General features: G+C 62.0%; 18 protein-coding genes and 1 pseudogene. 11 read left to right on the forward strand and 8 right to left on the reverse strand.

Annotation, left to right across the window (positions count from 1 at the left end; all coding sequences use genetic code 11):
• Window positions 1–45 precede the first annotated feature (45 nt).
• From Q363_RS13930 to Q363_RS13940, 3 genes are read right to left on the reverse strand one after another with little or no spacing between them, the layout of a single operon-like run.
• Window positions 46–996, reverse strand: coding sequence for a hypothetical protein (locus Q363_RS13930; RefSeq protein WP_245632217.1), 951 nt, complete (start codon window positions 994–996; stop codon window positions 46–48).
• Window positions 996–3,593 carry a leucine--tRNA ligase gene (leuS, locus tag Q363_RS13935; RefSeq protein WP_035351120.1) on the reverse strand — a complete coding sequence of 866 codons (2,598 nt, stop codon included), beginning with the start codon at window positions 3,591–3,593 and terminating at the stop codon, window positions 996–998. Before leuS ends, Q363_RS13930 begins: the two co-directional genes overlap by 1 nt.
• A gap of 55 nt (window positions 3,594–3,648) precedes the next feature.
• Window positions 3,649–4,446: a hypothetical protein gene (locus Q363_RS13940; protein ID WP_035351122.1), complete on the reverse strand. Its 798-nt coding sequence runs from the start codon at window positions 4,444–4,446 to the stop codon at window positions 3,649–3,651.
• A 127-nt stretch (window positions 4,447–4,573) separates the two neighbouring features.
• On the opposite strand from Q363_RS13940, the gene Q363_RS13945 reads away from it, so the two are divergent.
• Window positions 4,574–5,917 (forward strand): FAD-binding protein, encoded by a 1,344-nt coding sequence (locus Q363_RS13945; RefSeq protein ID WP_035351124.1) that lies wholly within the window; start codon window positions 4,574–4,576, stop codon window positions 5,915–5,917.
• Window positions 5,918–5,932: 15 nt separating this feature from the next.
• Entirely contained in the window at window positions 5,933–6,646 is a 714-nt protein-coding gene (locus Q363_RS13950; RefSeq protein WP_035351125.1) for an SDR family oxidoreductase, read from the forward strand.
• 77 nt (window positions 6,647–6,723) lie between these two features.
• On the opposite strand, the gene Q363_RS13955 is transcribed toward Q363_RS13950, so the two are convergent.
• On the reverse strand, window positions 6,724–7,227 hold the full coding sequence (locus tag Q363_RS13955; RefSeq protein ID WP_035351126.1) for a hypothetical protein: 504 nt from the start codon (window positions 7,225–7,227) through the stop codon (window positions 6,724–6,726).
• Window positions 7,228–7,295: 68 nt separating this feature from the next.
• A complete protein-coding gene (locus Q363_RS13960) occupies window positions 7,296–8,165 on the reverse strand; it encodes a deoxyribonuclease IV (RefSeq protein ID WP_035351127.1) in 870 nt (289 codons plus the stop codon).
• Window positions 8,166–8,416: 251 nt separating this feature from the next.
• Here Q363_RS13960 and Q363_RS13965 point away from each other — a divergent pair, with 251 nt between their 5' ends.
• The gene (locus tag Q363_RS13965; RefSeq protein WP_051978753.1) at window positions 8,417–8,857 is read left to right on the forward strand and encodes a DUF6526 family protein; all 441 of its coding nucleotides are present in this window, start codon (window positions 8,417–8,419) and stop codon (window positions 8,855–8,857) included.
• A 40-nt stretch (window positions 8,858–8,897) separates the two neighbouring features.
• Window positions 8,898–9,548, forward strand: coding sequence for a DsbA family protein (locus Q363_RS13970; protein WP_035351129.1), 651 nt, complete (start codon window positions 8,898–8,900; stop codon window positions 9,546–9,548).
• Between the two features lie 68 nt (window positions 9,549–9,616).
• On the opposite strand, the gene Q363_RS13975 is transcribed toward Q363_RS13970, so the two are convergent.
• Together Q363_RS13975 and Q363_RS13980 are read right to left on the reverse strand one after the other, a co-directional pair.
• Complete coding sequence (locus tag Q363_RS13975) at window positions 9,617–10,246, reverse strand: NAD(P)-dependent oxidoreductase (protein ID WP_035351171.1); 630 nt, start codon at window positions 10,244–10,246, stop codon at window positions 9,617–9,619.
• A 368-nt stretch (window positions 10,247–10,614) separates the two neighbouring features.
• Window positions 10,615–11,790, reverse strand: a complete 1,176-nt coding sequence (locus Q363_RS13980) for a diflavin oxidoreductase (protein WP_051978754.1) — start codon at window positions 11,788–11,790, stop codon at window positions 10,615–10,617.
• 127 nt (window positions 11,791–11,917) lie between these two features.
• Here Q363_RS13980 and Q363_RS13985 point away from each other — a divergent pair, with 127 nt between their 5' ends.
• The 7 genes from Q363_RS13985 (at window position 11,918) to Q363_RS14010 (ending at window position 16,958) form a co-directional block, all read left to right on the forward strand.
• Window positions 11,918–12,370: a cytochrome c maturation protein CcmE gene (locus Q363_RS13985; RefSeq protein ID WP_035351131.1), complete on the forward strand. Its 453-nt coding sequence runs from the start codon at window positions 11,918–11,920 to the stop codon at window positions 12,368–12,370.
• Window positions 12,371–12,496: 126 nt separating this feature from the next.
• A complete protein-coding gene (locus Q363_RS13990) occupies window positions 12,497–13,204 on the forward strand; it encodes an ABC transporter ATP-binding protein (protein ID WP_035351132.1) in 708 nt (235 codons plus the stop codon).
• A complete protein-coding gene (ybaK, locus tag Q363_RS13995; RefSeq protein ID WP_035351133.1) occupies window positions 13,201–13,707 on the forward strand; it encodes a Cys-tRNA(Pro) deacylase in 507 nt (168 codons plus the stop codon). Before Q363_RS13990 ends, ybaK begins: the two co-directional genes overlap by 4 nt.
• Window positions 13,704–14,393, forward strand: coding sequence for a heme exporter protein CcmB (locus tag Q363_RS14000; protein ID WP_035351136.1), 690 nt, complete (start codon window positions 13,704–13,706; stop codon window positions 14,391–14,393). The genes ybaK and Q363_RS14000 overlap by 4 nt, the downstream gene beginning before the upstream one ends.
• Window positions 14,394–14,539: 146 nt before the next feature.
• Window positions 14,540–15,268, forward strand: coding sequence for a cytochrome c biogenesis protein CcsA (ccsA, locus tag Q363_RS14005; protein ID WP_051978755.1), 729 nt, complete (start codon window positions 14,540–14,542; stop codon window positions 15,266–15,268).
• A 29-nt stretch (window positions 15,269–15,297) separates the two neighbouring features.
• Window positions 15,298–15,441: a hypothetical protein gene (locus tag Q363_RS42025; protein WP_169746986.1), complete on the forward strand. Its 144-nt coding sequence runs from the start codon at window positions 15,298–15,300 to the stop codon at window positions 15,439–15,441.
• A 236-nt stretch (window positions 15,442–15,677) separates the two neighbouring features.
• The gene (locus Q363_RS14010; protein WP_157466856.1) at window positions 15,678–16,958 is read left to right on the forward strand and encodes a YncE family protein; all 1,281 of its coding nucleotides are present in this window, start codon (window positions 15,678–15,680) and stop codon (window positions 16,956–16,958) included.
• A 401-nt stretch (window positions 16,959–17,359) separates the two neighbouring features.
• Here Q363_RS14010 and Q363_RS46215 read toward each other — a convergent pair.
• Window positions 17,360–17,435: pseudogene (locus tag Q363_RS46215) on the reverse strand (transposase); the annotation flags it as partial.

A 17,435-nucleotide genomic window follows, 5' to 3' on the forward strand; every position in this document is an offset into this window, starting at 1 on the left:
GTGTAAATGGGCACGTCGCCGTCGCCTGCGCCCCACGCAACAGCCTCAGCGCTGCCGCTCCACAGGCCTCTCGTACGCGCGCCAAAGTTGGAGATACCCCACCAGCCGCGCCACGTGAAAGAAATCCGACGCCACAAAATAGAACACCGCCACCCCGATCCACCAGCACCACAGGAACTCCGGCGTCGTCACGCTCTCAAACGGCAGCGGCGTCGCCGAAAACACCAGCGCCAGCACCATCAGGGCAATCTTCACGATCCCCATCACCAGGTTGATCTCCACCAGCTTGCTCTTCAGCGGCCCCAGGCGAAACGCCGCCCGCAGGCTCGCCCCCACGCCAACGTTGCGCAGCATCGCCAGCAACGGAGCCACACTCAACACCCAGCTCACCACCGCCCACAACGTAAACAGTCCCAAGGTCGAGACGATGGCCAGAGCAAAATAACCCACCAAATTCGGCTCGCTGCCACGCTCCAGCGGAGCGGTCACCGTCGTGCTCGCCGCCCATTGCAGGCAAACGAACCACACCGCAAAGCTGCCCGCCAGAGCCAACACACGAATCGCCTGCAGCACCATCAACGTCAGCGGCCGCGCGTGCAGGCTGCTGTCTACGCGCCGCAGCACCACCGTCCTGCCCAGCGACGACCAAACAACCCAGCTCCCTAGAAGCAGCGGCGCCAGCCATACCGCCACCTTGTTCACCGCCGGCAGCAATAGAGCCATCGCCTCCGCCAGCGTCTCCGAAGCCCGCAGCGGATTCGTCACCGTCATCGCCCGCAGCGCCGCCATATTCAGCGGTGTCTCCGCCAGAATCCGCGCCCCAACCTTCCACAGCAGCAGCAACGCCGGAATGCCGAACGCCCACCGCCACAGCACCTCAAGCGCCGTCAGCGAAGGCCGCCTCCAGCACTCCGACAGCGTGTGGACAAACGACTGCGTCCCGCGCACCGAACCATCCGCCGCAGAGACGATCCCGCCTTCACGCAGTCGTTCCACTACTTCACCACAAGGTTGACCAGCTTGCCCGGCACCACGATCACCTTCACGACCGTCTTGCCCGCAACGCGCGCCTTCACCTTCTCATCCGCCAGCGCCGCGGCCTTCACTGTCTCCTCGTCGCTGCCGGCCGGCACCTTCACCACGTTCACCAGCTTGCCGTTCACCTGCACCGGAATCTCAATCTCATCCTCGCGCGCAAGCTCCTCGTTGGCCACCGGCCACGCCGTGCGAAACACAACACCATCCCCGCCGATCTCCTCCCACATCTCCGCCGCAAAGAACGGAGCGAACGGAGCCAGCATCAGGATCAGGTTGCGGAATATCTCCGCTACTGCCCCCGGCGAGACCTCGCCCGCATCGATCGCCGCCTCCGCAGCAACAATCTCGTTGATCAGCGACATGATCGCCGCAATCGACGTGTTGAAGTGCCAACGCCCGCTGAAGTCCAGCGTCATCTTCGCAATCGCCTGGTGCAGCCTGCGCAGAAGTTGCTGCTCCACCTTCGTACTCTTGCCGCCATTCAAGGCCGCAGCCTCTCGCGTCACCTGCGAATACTTCGTCGCAAGCCGATGCACCCTGCTCAAAAAGCGGCTCACACCAGCAACGCCCTCCTCCTGCCACTCCAGGTCACGATCCGGCGGCGCCGCAAACAGCGCATACATCCTCGTCGCATCCGCGCCATAGCGCGCAATCATGTCATCGGGCGAAACAACGTTGCCCTTCGACTTCGACATCTTCGCGCCGTCCTTGATCACCATGCCCTGCGTAAACAGCCGCTCCGTAGGCTCATCGTTCTTCACCATCCCCAGGTCGCGCATCACCTTCGTCCAGAAACGCGAGTAGATCAGGTGCAGAATCGCATGCTCCACGCCGCCGATGTACTGATCGATCGGGAACCAGTAGTTCGCCTTGTCGCGCGCAAACGGGGCCCGGTCGTTCTTCGCATCCGTGTAGCGATAGAAGTACCAGCTCGAGTCCACGAACGTGTCCATCGTGTCCGTCTCGCGCCGCGCAGGCCCGCCGCACACCGGACAAGTCGTATGCAAAAACTCCGCAATCTTCCCGAGCGGCGACCCACCCTCCTGCGTAATCTCCACCTGCTCCGGCAACATCACTGGCAGCGCACTCTCCGGCAACGCAACCACGCCACCGGGCTCAACACCCGCATGACCGTTCTCGCAGTACACCATCGGAATCGGCGTGCCCCAGTACCGCTGCCGGCTCACGCCCCAGTCCTTCAACCGGTACGTCACCGTCGGCTCGCCAAACCCCTTCTCCTTCGCGAACGCAGCCATCTTCTGCTGCGCCTCAACGCAGCTCAGCCCCGTCCACTCGCCCGAGTCGATCAGCACGCCATCGTCTTCAGCCGTAAACGGCAGCTCCGGCTCCTCGCCATCTTTACGGGCGATCACACGCTTCAACACCAGCCCATACTTCGTAGCAAACTCGAAGTCGCGCTCATCATGCGCAGGAACACTCATGATCGCGCCCGTGCCATAGTCCGCCAGGATGTAGTTCCCCACCCAGATCGGCACACGCTCGCCGTTGAACGGATTCACCGCGAACCGCCCGGTGTTCACGCCATGCTTCTCAATCGCTCCCAACTCATCTGCTTCACGCGCCTTCTGCTGCTCCGCAAACAGAGCCTCGATCTTGCCGGCCAGCTCCGCATCCTGCGCAGCAAACGCCTTCGCCACCGCATGCTCCGGAGCCAACTGCACCGAAGTCGCCCCAAAGATCGTATCCACTCGCGTCGTAAAAACTGTAATCAAGTCACAAGTGTCATCCTGAGCGGAGCGCAGCGGAGTCGAAGGATCTGCGGTTGCTTTTTTACTAGCACCACCCTCCACCGCAAAGTCCACCAGAGCGCCCTCGCTCCGCCCGATCCAGTTCCGCTGCATCGTGCGGACCTTCTCCGGCCATCCCTCCAGCTTCTCGAGCCCGTCCAGCAACTCATCCGCATACTTCGTGATTCGCAAAAACCACTGCGTCAAATCGCGCTGCTCGACGATCGTGTCTTCATGCCGCCAGCAGCGGCCATTCACCACCTGCTCATTCGCCAGCACCGTCTGGCAGGCCGGGCACCAGTTCACTTTGCTCTTCTTCCGGTACGCCAGCCCCTTCTCGAACATCTTCACGAAGAACCATTGATTCCACCGGTAGTAGTCCGGCAGACACGTCGTCACCTCGGTCGACCAGTCGTAGCTCAGCCCCATCCGCCGCATCTGCTGCTTCATCGCCGCAATATTCTGCAACGTCCACTCCCGCGGAGGAGTGTCGTTCTTGAGCGCCGCATTCTCCGCCGGCAACCCGAACGCATCCCATCCCATCGGGTGCAGCACGTTGTACCCGCGCATCCACATGTACCTGGCCAGCGCATCACCGATCGCATAGTTCCGCACATGCCCCATGTGCAGCTGCCCGCTCGGATACGGCAGCATCTCCAGGCAATAAAACTTCGGCTTCCCTTCGTCGTGGCCGCCCGCCGCATACAACGCAGGATCGGCGTCCCACCGCGCCTGCCACTTCGGTTCGATCTCCGCCGGGCTATACCGCGCCTGGCGCTCGCTCTCGTTCTTCACAATCTCAGCCATATCTCTTGATTGTAAAGAAACGAGCGCCGAAGCTGCAGATTCGCCTCGTTCGCGGCTAGTTCTGCATCTGGTCCAGCTTCTCTTCGAGCTCTTTTAGCGTCTGCTTGATGTCCTTAACCGAGTAACCCGCCGGCGCCCGAAACAGCGCCGCATCCGGCTCCGCCCGCGAAAACTGATCCAGTTCCACCGTCCGTACACCAGTCCTCGGGTCCTCCCACTGCTCCTTCATCACCAGCTTCATATCCGGCGATGTCCAAACCTCATGCGTCTTCGTAATCGGAGCATCATTGCCCGCCCGCCCTGCCGGAACTACCGTCGGCATCTTCGCGACTGTCACCGGCAGCCCGTCAAGCGTATCCGTCCCCAGGTCTTCCGTCGTCACCACCGGCTGCGGCCGTCCGTCATCCGCCGGCCGCGCCTGCGCGTCTACCGTCTTCGCCGCATCCTTCTTCTGCTCCGGAAGCCGGATCAGCTCCGCTACCTTCCTCGTCTTCGCACCCGTCGTCCAGATCATCATCGTATGAGCCACCGGATCGAGCACAAACACCATCACCGTCTCCGGCTGGCCATTCTGCGCCCTCTCCATTCGCCGCTCAACCCGCACTCTTCCCGCCGAATCCCGAGCCACCGCATGATGCCCCTGGCGTGAGATGGTCGTCCCATCCGCCAAAACCCTCTTCATCCTCTGCACCTGCACCGCCGAATACGGCTGCCCCACCACAGGCGCCGCCAGTATCGTGTGAATCAATCCGCCATTCGCGATCACCTCCGCCGGCGCATTCCCCGCCGTCGTCTGCGCTCCAGCCAAAGCAGTCATCAGCGCCACCAATCCAACCGCCACATGCTTCCGCATCGTTCCCCTATGTCGTGTCAGAACTTGTGTATCGCCTACCAAGTCTCTACAGTGTTCGCGTACGATCGGCCCGGAAAACGTGACCCTGAATTGGCCCCGGCGCCAATCTACTGAGATAAGGTCGACCATGAACAAACGCGAGTTCCTCAAAGGCACCGGCACCATCCTCTCCGGAAGCCTTCTCTCACGCTTCGCCATGCCTCAGCAGAAAGCCAATCCGCGAACCAACTGGGCCGAAAACCAGACCTTTCACACCGACCGCCTCTATGAACCGAAAACTCTTGAGGAAACCCAGAAGATCGTAAAAAGTTGTACGAAATTACGCCCCCTCGGCACCCGACACTCCTTCAATACCATCGCCGACAGCACCCAGGCCCAGGTCTCCCTCCACAACCTCAACCAGATCACCCTCGACGAAAAATCCCGCACCGTCACCGTCGGCGCCGGCGTCCGCTACGGCGACCTCGCCCCTGTCATCGACGCCAAAGGCTTCGCCCTCCACAACCTCGCCTCTCTCCCCCACATCTCCGTCGCTGGAGCCACCGCCACCGCCACCCATGGCTCCGGCATCCACAACCAGAACCTCTCCTCCGCCGTCTCCGCCCTCCAGTTCGTCGCCGCCGACGGCACCGTCCACAGCCTCTCCCGCGCCCGCGACGGCGACGCCTTCCTCGGCTCCGTCGTCCACCTCGGCTGCATCGGCGTCGTCACGAGCGTCACCCTCGACCTCGAACCCACCTACCAGGTCGCCCAGACCGTCTACCTCGACCTCCCCTTCGCCGAGCTCGAGCATCACTTCGACGACATCTTCTCCGCCGGCTATAGCGTCAGCCTCTTCACCAACTGGCAAAATCACCGCGGCACAGAACTCTGGCTCAAGCGCCGAGTCCAGCCCGGCCAAACCCTCGACACCCCCGCCCTCTTCTACAACGCAAAGCTCGCCACCCGCGACCTCCACCCCATCCCCGCGCTCGACGCCGTCAACTGCACTCCGCAGAGGAACGTCCCCGGCCCCTGGTACGAACGCCTGCCCCATTTCAAGATGAACTTCACCCCCTCCAGCGGCGCCGAGCTCCAGACCGAGTACTTCGTCCCCCGCGACCACGCCTTCGCCGCCATCTCCGCCGTCGAGACCCTCCGCGACCGTATCACCCCACACCTCTTCGTCACCGAGCTCCGCACCATCGCCGCCGACAACCTCTGGCTCAGCATGGCCCATCAGCGCGACTCCCTCGCCATCCACTTCACCTGGAAGCCCGAGTGGCCCGCCGTGCAAACACTCCTCCCCGCCATCGAAGAAAAACTCGCTCCCTTCAACCCGCGCCCTCACTGGGCCAAGCTCTTCGCCATGAAAGGCGCACGCCTCACCCAACTCTACCCGCGCATGAACGACTTCAAATCCCTCATCAAGCAGTACGACCCCACCGGCAAGTTCCGCAACGACTTCATCGACACCGAACTCTTCACCTGAAGCGTCCAACCTCACATGACCGAAGAACTCAAAGGCCAGCTCGCAGTCGTCACCGGAGCCGCGCGCGGCATCGGTGCAGCCATCAGCAAACAACTTGCCTCCATGGGGGCCACCGTCCTCCTCGCCGCCCGCGACAAAGCCCGCCTCCAACAAGTCCAGCAGGAGATCCAAACCACCGGCGGCACCGCACACATCGCCCAGCTCGACCTCCTCGACGAGTCCTCCATCACCACCCTCGCAAAGACCGTCGAGACCCAGCACCGCCGCTGCGACATCCTCGTCAACAATGCAGGCATCGGCCTCCTCGGCAAGCCCCTCGTCGAGCTCTCCCCCTCCGACTGGGACACCGTCATGGGCACCAACCTCCGTGGCCCCTACCTCATGATCCGCGCCCTCGCCCCGCTCATGATCGCCGCGCAATCCGGCCACATCGTCAACATCTCATCGCTCGCCGGCCACAACCCTCTCCCCAACGGAGCCGCCTACTCCGCCTCCAAGTGGGGACTCAACGGCCTCACCTACTCCATTGCCGAAGAGCTCCGCCCCCACAACATCCGCGTCTCCGTCGTCGCCCCCGGCTCGGTCAACACCGGCTTCTCCACCAGCGACAAGAACGCCGACAAAAAGATCCAACCCTCCGACGTAGCCCGCGTCGTAGCCATGCTCGTCACCCAGGCCCCACAGTCCTTCGTCAGCGAAGTCCACCTCCGCCCGACGCAAAAACCCTGACACACAAAAGCGTAGAAGAACCCGCAAACGCAGGTTCTTTCTGCGCTATCTGCAACTCCAAGCTAAGCTAAGCCGTGCTAGCGGCCATGCGCCGCGCGCGTCCGCGCAGCCTTCTTCCCTGCCTCTCGCAGCCCGCTCTTGCCCTTCGTCCGAACCGCCTTCTTCGCTGCGGCCTGACGATCTTCCTTGCTCCTCCGCTTTGCAGCCGAGCGCGTCTGCGCCGACAGCGCTCGATGCGACGCCGCCGAACGGGGCTCCTTCTCCAGCACCTTCTCGCGAGCCCGCGAGGCGCGCGGCGAAGGCTCATCATGTTTCCCGGACTGACCCTTCTCGTACTCCCGCTCCGCGCTCTTCCTCGTCGCTTCGCTCGTCTTACCCTTGGCTGGCGGCTTCAGCGGAATCCCCGCTCTGCGCGCCTTGCTCAATCCAATCGCGATGGCCTGCTTTGCCGAACGTGCGCCATGCTTGCCCTCACGAACGTGCTCAATCTCTTCGTGAACAAACTCACCGGCCGCGGTCGATGGCGACTTCCCTTCCCGCAGATCCTCCTTGGCCCGTTCTACTGTCTCTTTTTCCGGCATAACGCATCCTCCTTAACCTCCTTCTTCAGATGCGTACTGACAAAAAAACGTGAACCTGCCAGGAGGCCCTACCCCGCCGACAACGCCCGCAGCACCCCGACATTTCGCGCCTCATCACCCGGCGAATCCACCGGCGTCTCCGCGATAAACGCGCAGTGCGCGAACCGATCATCATGCAGCAGCCGCCGAAAAGCCTCCGCCCCGATCATCCCCTCGCCGATATGCTCATGCCGGTCCAGCTTCGAGCCCATCGCCGCCTTCGCATCGTTGCAGTGCCACACCCTCACCGCCTCAAACCCCACCGTCGACTCCACCAGCTTCATCGTCTCGATATACCCGTCCACCGACACAATGTCATACCCCGAAACATGCACATGGCACGTATCCAGGCACACCGCCACCGGAGCGCACGCCTTCAGACACTCCACCAGCTCCGCCACCTGCTCCAGCTTGCCCCCCAGCGAGAACTCCGCCCCCGCCGTATTTTCAATCAGAATCCTGAAGTCCTTTCCCGCGAAATCAATCCCCTCGATCGCCTGCTCGATCGACCGCGCCGCATACGTCAGCCCCTCCTCCCGCGTCAGCCCCTTCCAGCTCCCCGGATGCAGCACCAGAAACTCCGCGCCCAGCGCCAGCGCCCGCTCCACCTCGCCCCGAAACGCCTTCGTCGAGTTCTCCCTCACGCTCTCCGTCTGCGAGCAAAGATTGATCAGATAGCTCGCATGAATCGCCACCGGCCCCACATCATGCTTCGCCCTTAGCTCCTTCATCTTCACCGCATCGGCAGCCTTCACCGGCGTGCCCTTCCACATCCGCGGACTCGACGAAAAGATCTGAAACGTATTCGCCCCCGCCGCCACCGCGCGCTCCACCGCCGTCCACGCCCCGCCAGCCGTCCCTACATGAACCCCAATTCTCTTCTTCGCCTTCGCCGCCATCCCTCCAGCCTAACCCAAGCGAGGCAGTGGAATGACGACTCAACGATTGAGCGTGGAGCTTCTCACGAAGCGCTTCTAGGTACCCCAAGGCTTTAGCCTTGGGTCTCTCAAGCTCCGCCGCAACGCGGCGCACCGCTCTGCCGAAGGCCTGAGCGAAGTCCGAAGGACGCAGCGATTCACTGTTCGCGCAGCCATCCCATCAACTCCCCCCATGCTATCCTCATCCCGCATCCCCCACGAAAAGGACCCCAATGGCCGCCCCCCAGAACTACCAGAACCATGGACGCGTCGACCCATCCATGCACTTCTTCGTCTTCCCCGCCCTCATCATCAACCTCGGGTTCGCCATCTACATCGCCGTCCACTTCCGCCACGAGCACCCCTGGCTCGGCCACTGGTCCATCATCGTCGCGCTTGCCCTCCTCGTCCTCGCCTTCAAGTGCCGCATCAACGACCTCAAGCTGCAGGACCGCATCATCCGCCTCGAAGAGCGCCTCCGCCTCGCCTCCCTCGTCCCCGCCAACGAGCGCCCCCACCTCAAAGAGCTTACCGTCCGGCAGCTCGTAGCCCTCCGCTTCGCCTCCGATGAAGAGGTCGCCGCCCTCGCCCACCGCGCCCTCACCCAGGAACTCGAGCCCAAAGCCATCAAACAAGCCATCACCAACTGGCGCCCCGACAACCACCGCGTCTAACCGACGGGCGACTCTTAATTCCATCGGTATAATCGCTGCCATGAAGCGTATCGTCTGCTCTGCCGCGTTCCTCTTTTTGACGGTTCATCTCGCTGCTCAAACGGCGGTCCCCCCGACGGGTGCAACCCCCTTCAAGGACACCTCGACCTTCAAACCGCCCGCGGGGGCCAGGATGGCCATCATCGAATTCGAAGATTTGGAATGCCCCCTCTGTGCGCAGTCCTACCCCGTCGTTCAGGCAGCGATGAGCCGCTATAACATTCCCCGCGTTCATCACGACTTCATCATTCCGAGCCATACATGGTCTCGCACGGCTGCGATCAACGCTCGTTATCTCGAGGATCGCGTCTCGCCGAAGATCGCTGAAGACTTTCGACGCGATGTCTTTGCCAACCAGTCGCGGATCGGCAGCCGTGATGACCTCTTCGCCTTCACGCGGAGTTGGTTTCAGGCGCACAGTCAGCAGCTCCCTTTTGTCGTTGATCCTGATGGCCGCTGCGCAAACGAAGTACAGGCAGATTGCATGCTTGCAACCCGTCTCGGTGTTCTTCACACGCCGACCGTCATCGTCGCAACCGCAGATAGGTGGATCGAAGTCACAGACCCCAGGCAGCTCAACGCCGCCATCGATATCGCACAGGCATCTCTCCGAGAATCCGGGAATAGCCGGAAGGTAAGACACGTCAACTAGAGACTCAACCGAATAAAGAAAAGGGCAGCTCAACTGAGCCGCCCTTTTCTTTTCGACGTGCTGAACTCTTAGTACCCAACCGAGAACAGAGCACGCTCATGCTTCGGCTTCTCCATCTCATCCACCAAAGCAATCGCATAATCCGCAAACGTGATCTTGCTCTCACCCTTGCCATCCATCACCAGGTTGTTCGTACCCGTGCGATACTTGCCCGTCCGCTCGCCCGGAATAAAGAAGGCCGCCGGAGCAATATACGTCCAGTTGATATCCGACCCCTTCAGCACCTGCGCCGCCTTCTCATGCGAGAGCGCAATCGGCATGTACTCCTGCGGAAGATGACCTGACTTGATCACCGTCACCCCAGGAGCCACCTCAAGCTGCCCCGCGCCGCCAACCACAACCAGACGCGGTCCGCCGGCCTTCTTCACCGCCTCGATCTGCCGCTTCGTCACATCCACCAGAGCGTCCGTGTTGTCCGCCGGAGGCTGATATGCAGAGACCACCACATCGGCGCCCTTGATCACCGCCGCAATCGCGTCCACGTTCGAAAGATGGTCCGTCTTCGCCGTCACGCCCGGCTGGTCCTTCAGCTTCTCCACATGCCGCGCCACACCCGTCACCTTATGTCCGCGACGGACCAGCTCCTTCACAATCTCCGAACCCGAATTTCCAGTTGCACCGTAAACAACAACGTTCATCTCATCCTCCTTATTGAACTGAATCATGTCAGTCACTTCATAAGATGAAGGCGGATAATCAACGGATGCAGGTTTGACAACATTAGTCGTTTATATCTGTGGAAAATTCTTGTCAAGCCCCAAAACCATGCAAATTATTCATGGCAAAGGAAATATAATGTGCCGATTAATTACCTTCCAGTCGCTATACTGGATATAGATCAGAAAAGAAAAAAAACCCGCGGGCATCACCTGCGGGGTTTTTCCTTTGTTTTCAATATTTTGACCGTTAACTCATCTGTTTTCTATATTTTGCACCACAAAAACCGAGTAAATTATAGAAAATAAATACTTAATAAAAAACAGAGGGGGAGGGGGTACCCACCCTCCTAGTAGACGTCCCGCTGATACCGCTTCTGCTTCTTCATCGTCGCCAGGTACTCCGCAGCATGTTCCAGCGTGCCGTTCGAGCCCTTGGCGATCGCATCCAGCAGAGCGTTCTCCACGTCCTTGGCCATACGCGTCGCATCGCCGCACACATAGAAATAAGCTCCGCGCTCCAGCCACTCGAAGACCTCTTTGCAGTTCTCCTGGATGCGGTCCTGGACATAAACCTTGTGGTGCTGATCGCGCGAGAACGCCGTATGCAGATGCGTCAGCACGCCGTCCTTCACCATGCCCAGCAGCTGGTCTTTATAGAGATAGTCCATCTTCTCCCGCTGCTCGCCGAAGAACAGCCAGTTCTGGCCCTTCGCTCCGTCAGCTTGACGCTCTTCAAGAAACGCCCGGAAGGGCGCAATTCCAGTTCCCGGCCCAACCATGATCACCGGAGCGTTCGAGTCTTCCGGAAGCCGGAAGTTGTTGTTCGAGTGCAGAAAGATCGGCATCGTCTGCCCCTCGCCCGCGCGATCGCCAATATGTCCGCTCGCCACGCCCTGCCTGCTGCGTCCGTGCGAGTCATAACGGATCACGCGCACCGTGGTGTGCACGCTGTCCGGATGCACCCTCTGGCTCGACGAGATCGAGTACATCCGCGGCGTCAGCCGCTGCAGCACGTTGAACAACTGCTGCGGATCCGTGATCACGCCGGGAAAATCAGTCGCCAGATCAACAAACTCGCGGCCCCAGCAGTACTCCTCCGCGCGAGCGCGGTTGTCCGGACCGGTCATAAGCTGAAGCCCTTCGATATTCGGAGCCAGCTTCGCGTACTGCCCAACGCTGCCGCGCGCCAGCTTGCCGATGCCAAGCCGCGTCCGCAGAGCCTCTTCGAGCGTAATCTCGACCTTATAGTGGTCCAGAACGCGCTCGTCGCCCTTGTACCCGAGCACCTTCAGCGCATCCTCAACCGCCTCAGGCCGGTTCTCCGGAATGATTCCCACAGCATCGCCCGGCGTATATGTCATGCCCTCTTCCAGAGCCAGCTCGACGTGCCGCGTCTCCTTCTCCGAGCCTTCCGCCGTCAAGAGATAGTTGACGTTCACGTTCGACAGATACGGACTGTTCCGCGTGTACTTCTGGGCGTGCGACGCCCCCGCTTTGACTTCCTGTTCCAGAACCTCGCTCATCTCTCTATGGTAAAACGCCGGGGAGCAAATTGCATGCCGTCACACCTTCAAATCCGGGGAAATCCGCTGAAAACATCGCGTATTCCCACCCGATTCAACCTTATAACTTATAATAAGGAGAGACGCCATGCCTGCCCCATCGAAGAGCCCGCTGAAGATCGTCGCCGCCTCCATCATCATCCTGGCGACCGTCGCCTACCTCGCCTTAACCGGTGTGCGCGACAACAAGAGCTACTACGTCACCATTGGCGAGTTGCAGGGCATGGGCGACAAAGCCTACGTTCGGCACCTCCGTGTCGCCGGCAACGTCGCGCCCGGATCCATCGAGCGCGCCGGAACCAACGCCAGCTTCACCCTCCTCGAGCAGGGCCGAACCCTCCGCGTCGCCTATCGCGGCTCCGAGCCTCCGCCCGACACCTTCAAGGACGACGCCCAGGCTCTCGCCATCGGAACCTACGGCCGCGACGGCGTCTTCCATGCCACACAGCTGCAGGCCAAGTGCGCCTCCAAGTACGCGCCCGCGCCCGGCCAGCAGACGCCCGCTACAACAGCAACCGCTCTCCCGGCCGCAACACGCTAAGAACCTGTCACAGCCCGCGATTTGCGTCGAGCGGCGTGCTCAGCGACACTTCGCGCATCCTGAGCGAAGCGTCTCGTAGCCGAACGGAATCGCGCTCTCGGCCATATACTCGCATGTAGTCAGCGAATGTCTGCAGCCTCCCCAATCCGCGCCGAAGCAACAGCAACCGACGCCGCGGCGCTCGACTCGGTCTCGAAGCTCTACGGCTCCTTCGCCGCGCTGCGCAACGTCTCCGTGACCTTCCCGTCCGGCTCGTCCACCGTCATCCTCGGCGAAAACGGCGCCGGCAAGTCCACTCTCCTGCGCGTCGTCGCGGGCCTCATCACACCCACGCGCGGCAAAGCCACGGTCTTCGACGGCTCGCCCCACGAGTATCGCCACCGCATCGCCTACATGAGCCACGCCACCATGCTCTACGACGAGCTCACTGCCATGGAGAACCTTACCTACTTCGCCACCCTCCATCGCGGTGAAGGCTGCGCCTGCGTCGGCTCGCCCGAGATGGCCCTTCGCGCCGTCGGCCTCGATCCCACGTTAACGCGTCCTGTCGGCCAGTACTCGCAGGGCATGCGTCAGCGAGCCTCCCTCGCCCGCGTCCTCCAGACAGATCCCGAGCTTCTCCTCCTCGACGAGCCCTTCTCCAACCTCGACGTCGACAGCGCCTCCCACCTCGTCGAACTTCTCGCCGACTTCCGCACCTGGCCCGTTCCCGGCGGCGGCGCACGCACCCTCATCCTCACCACCCATCAAGCCTCTCTCGCCCAGCCACTCGCCGACCGCACCCTCACCATGCGTCAGGGACAGATCATCGACACCACCGGAACCAACGGATGAAGACCAGCACGCCGACGAAAACAAACGCCGCCCGCCTCCTCGACTCCCTCGGCATCACCTACGAACTTCGCGCCTACGAGGTCGATCTCGAAGACCTTACCGCCATCTCCGTCGCCCGAAAGATCGGTCTCCCCGCCGAACAGGTCTTCAAGACTCTCCTCTCCCACACCAACACGGGCGAGCACCTCTTCGCCGTCATCCCCGGCGACGCCGAGCTCGATCTAAAAAAACTCGCCCACGCCGCCGGAGCCAAGAAGACCGAGCTTGCCTCCCTCAAAGACGTCGAGCCTCTCACCGGCTACATCCGCGGCGGAGTCACCGTCATGGGCGCACGCAAGCCCTTCCCCGCTTACGCCGACGAGACCATCGAGATCTTCGACGTCATCAGCGTCTCCGCCGGACTCCGCGGCCTCCAACTTATCCTCTCTCCAGCCGACTACCTGCGCGCCTCGCAGGCCACGCTCGCCGACCTCACCAAAGCGCCTTCCGGAGAGCCGCGTTGAGATACGCCCGCTACGTCCTCGACCATCTCCGCAAAGACCTTCGGCTCGAGTGGCGCTCCCGCGACGCCATCAATGGCATGCTCTTCTTCGTGCTGCTTGTGGTCGTCGTCTTCTCCATCGCCTTCGATCCCGCCGGCTATCCCACCGTCACCCGCCAGATCTCCGGAGGCATCCTCTGGGTCGGACTACTCTTCGCCTCGATGACCGCGCTCAACCAGTCCTGGACCCGCGAGCAGCGCAATCAGGTCCTCGAGGCGCAGCGCATGGCCCCTTCGCCCGCCTCCGCTCTCTTCCTTGGCAAGGTCCTCGCCAACATGATCTTCGTCCTCTTCGTCGAAGCCGTGCTGGCCCCCATCTTCGTCGTCTTCTTCAACCTCCATGTCCTCGGCAACGCCTGGCTGCTCGCCCTCATCCTTCCGCTGGGAACATGGGCTCTCGTCGTCAACGGAACCTTCTTCGCCGCCTTCGGCCTCCGCGCCCGCAACCGCGAGCTCCTCCTCCCGCTCATCTTCCTCCCGCTCTCCATCCCCGCCGTCCTCATGATGGTCCAGGCGACCACCGGAGTCCTCACCGGCGAGCTCGACCCCATCCAGATCCGCACCTGGATCACACAGCTCGCAGGCTTCGACATCATTTACACCACCGCCGGGATCCTCTTCTTCGAGACTATCCTCAACGCCGAATAGCCTGACGCCTCCTGATCAAACGATGGATTGTCATCCTGAGCGGAGCGTTGCGGTGTCGAAGGACCCTGCATTTTCGATGGCATAGCCACAATCCCAGCCGCAACCGCATACCCACCCCGCTTTTTCGCGCTAAAATAAAACCTATCGTGGCCCGCTCCTCCACTCTCCGCGCCATCGCCTGGCTCTGGTTTGCAGCCTCCGTTGCCGTGCTGGTCGTCGCCTTCCGTCAGGCCATCTTCCTCGCTCCCACCGAAGCCACGATGGGCAATCTGCAGCGCATCTTCTACTACCACCTAGCGCACGCCATCCTGTCCCTCGTCTTCCCTTACGTCAATCTCGCAGCCTCGTTGGCCTTCCTCTACTGGCGCCGTCGTGACCCCCTCAAGGCGCTCTCCGCCGACGCACTCGCCGTCGCCTCCGCCGAGGTCACTGTCCTCTACGCCGGAATCTGCCTCGCCTCTGGCATGCTCTGGGGCAAGCCGGCCTGGGGAATCTGGTGGACCTGGGACGCTCGCCTCACCACTGAGCTCCTCCTCTGGCTCCTCTACGCCAGCTACCTTCTGCTCCGCCGCTTCTCGCCCACCGGCCAGGTCGGAGTCCTCTCCGCCGTTCTAGCCGTCTTCGCCGGAATCGACGTTCCCATCGTCTTCATGTCCATCCGCTGGTGGCGCACCCAGCACCCCGCACCCGTCTTCGGCGACGGAGGCAGCCTCGACCCCGCCATGCTCCCCGCCGTCCTCTGGAACCTTGCCGGCTGGGCCATGATGGGAATCTTCCTCATCGGCTTCCGCTTCGCGCTCGAGCGGCGCCGTCAACTCGCCGAACAGGACGCCGCGCTTCTCGCCCTCGACGCCTCTCTGGAGACTCCACAGTAACCCCGCAATAACGGAGACCGCACACCACAATGAGCTGGCAGACCTTCTTCGACTTCTCCACCATGGCCCACCGCCACCTGGTCTTCGTCTACGCCGGCGTTATCGCCCTCCACCTCGGCTACCTCGGCTGGATCGCCCGCAACTGGGCCCGCACCACTCGACCCCACAGCTGAGGTGGTCATCCGGACGAAATCCCCGCCTCAAAAAAAATCAACGAAGCTACAGAGACCGTAGCTTCGTTGTCCGAGAAGGATTTACAGACGATGCAAGAGCTCCCCATCTGGCAACTCCCGTCATCACACACATGAACCCGACCTAACTGGAAAGGTTTCGCAGCCCACCCGCATTTTTCCATAACACTCTCCCTCTGCTTGCGACCCCACAACCCCCACCGATAGACTCGCTCCTAGTGCCTACAGCCAACAATCGTCTCCGGGCCAGCGCGCTCGGCGTACTTCTTCTCACCCTTGTGCCCCTCTCGGGCTGCCGCCGCGGCGGATTCCCCGACGTCCCCGCCGGATACCGTGAGTTCGCCTATGTCACCAACGGAGGCTCGAACACCGTCAGCGTTCTCGACCTCGTCAACCTGCGTCAGGACCGCACCCTACGGGTCGGCGACAATCCCACCGGAATCGCCGAAAACCCCGTCCGCAACGAGGTCTACGCAGTCAACTCCCAGTCCGGAACCGTTACCGTCATCGACGCCGCCACCAACACCGTCGCCGCCACCATCGGGGTTCACCGCCAGCCGTACTTCATCAGCATAGACGCCCAGGGCGGCCGCGCCTACGTCGCCAACTCCGGCTCCAACTCCGTCAGCGTCATCGACCTCGATCGGCGCCGCGAGATCGCTGTCGCCGGTGCCGGCGAGCAGCCCGGCCTCGCCCGTATCTCCCCCGACATGCGCTCGCTCGTCGTTTCCAACCGCGGCAGCGGAAGCGTCTCGGTCTACAGTGCCGCCCCCTACATCAGCTCCCGCGCTCCGGCACCGGGTGTTCTGAACGGCCCGGCTGCCAATCCTCCGGCCCATCCCGCTGTGCCTCCCGGACCGCCCCTCCGCCTCCGCGCCGCCTTCCCCGGATGCCCCGGAGCCACCGACATCGCCATATTGCCCGACTCCTCCAAGGCCTTCATCGCCTGCTCCGGCGGCCACCAAGTTATGGCCATCAGTCTCGCCGCCGAACCCGGATCCTGGCCCGCCCGCCAGGACCCCGCCGCCACCTCCGACCATCTCCTCACTCTCCTCGACGTCGGCCTCAGCCCCGTCCATCTCGCCATGAAGCCCGACGGCGGCGAGATCTTCGTCTCCAACTTCGGCTCCGACTCCATCTCCGAGATCTCCACCTGGACCAACGAGGTCGGCGGAACCTATCTCATCGGCTCCAAACCCACCCACGGTATCGTCACTCGCGACAACTCCACCCTCTGGGTCTCCATCTTCGGCTCGGACCTCATCAGCATCTACAGCATCGACGACGGCCAGCTCGTTGCCACCGTCCATACCGGCTCCGGCCCCGACGCCCTCGCCTTCTCCGCCGACGAGCACCTCCTGCTCGCCGCCGATGCGTACTCCGGCGACGTCGCAGTCATCCGAACTCAGGGCAAACAGGGCGCCGCCCTATTCACCATCCTCCCCGCCGGAGCCCAACCCAACGCGATCACCGTAAAGGCCATCCGCCCCACCCCATAGGCCCGAACTTTTTTAGCCCGTCATTCTGAGCGAGACCCCGCCGCCCTCGGGTGGGGGCGAACGAAGAACCCCCGCATTTCGCCCGAAGTGCCACTACTTCACGCGCAGCCAAAGAGTTCCAATCAGCCAAAATCCTGTCAAGCCCCAATCCCGGCAAGCTCATGAAAACAAAATGGATCCAAGTTGCCGATTAATTACCTCCAATTTGCTAGACTATATACATAACTGAAAAATAAGCACATATCCCCGGGCTCTAAACCTGGGGATATCTCTTTTAGAGCGGATTCAAGGTAGCTGCACCCTGTAATTGCAGAGTCTGAACCATGCTGTGGCGTTGTGGGCGTTGATCCTGGGCAAGGCTTCTGTGATGGCCTGGTCGAGCTCTTTGGGGTCGCGTGCTTTGGTGGCGCGAAGGAGTTGTTTGAGTTTAGCCCAGGCTTTCTCGATGGGGTTGAGGTCGGGCGAGTAAGGCGGCAG

It is taken from the genome of Edaphobacter aggregans DSM 19364 (assembly GCF_000745965.1).
In the GTDB taxonomy this organism is placed as follows: domain Bacteria; phylum Acidobacteriota; class Terriglobia; order Terriglobales; family Acidobacteriaceae; genus Edaphobacter; species Edaphobacter aggregans.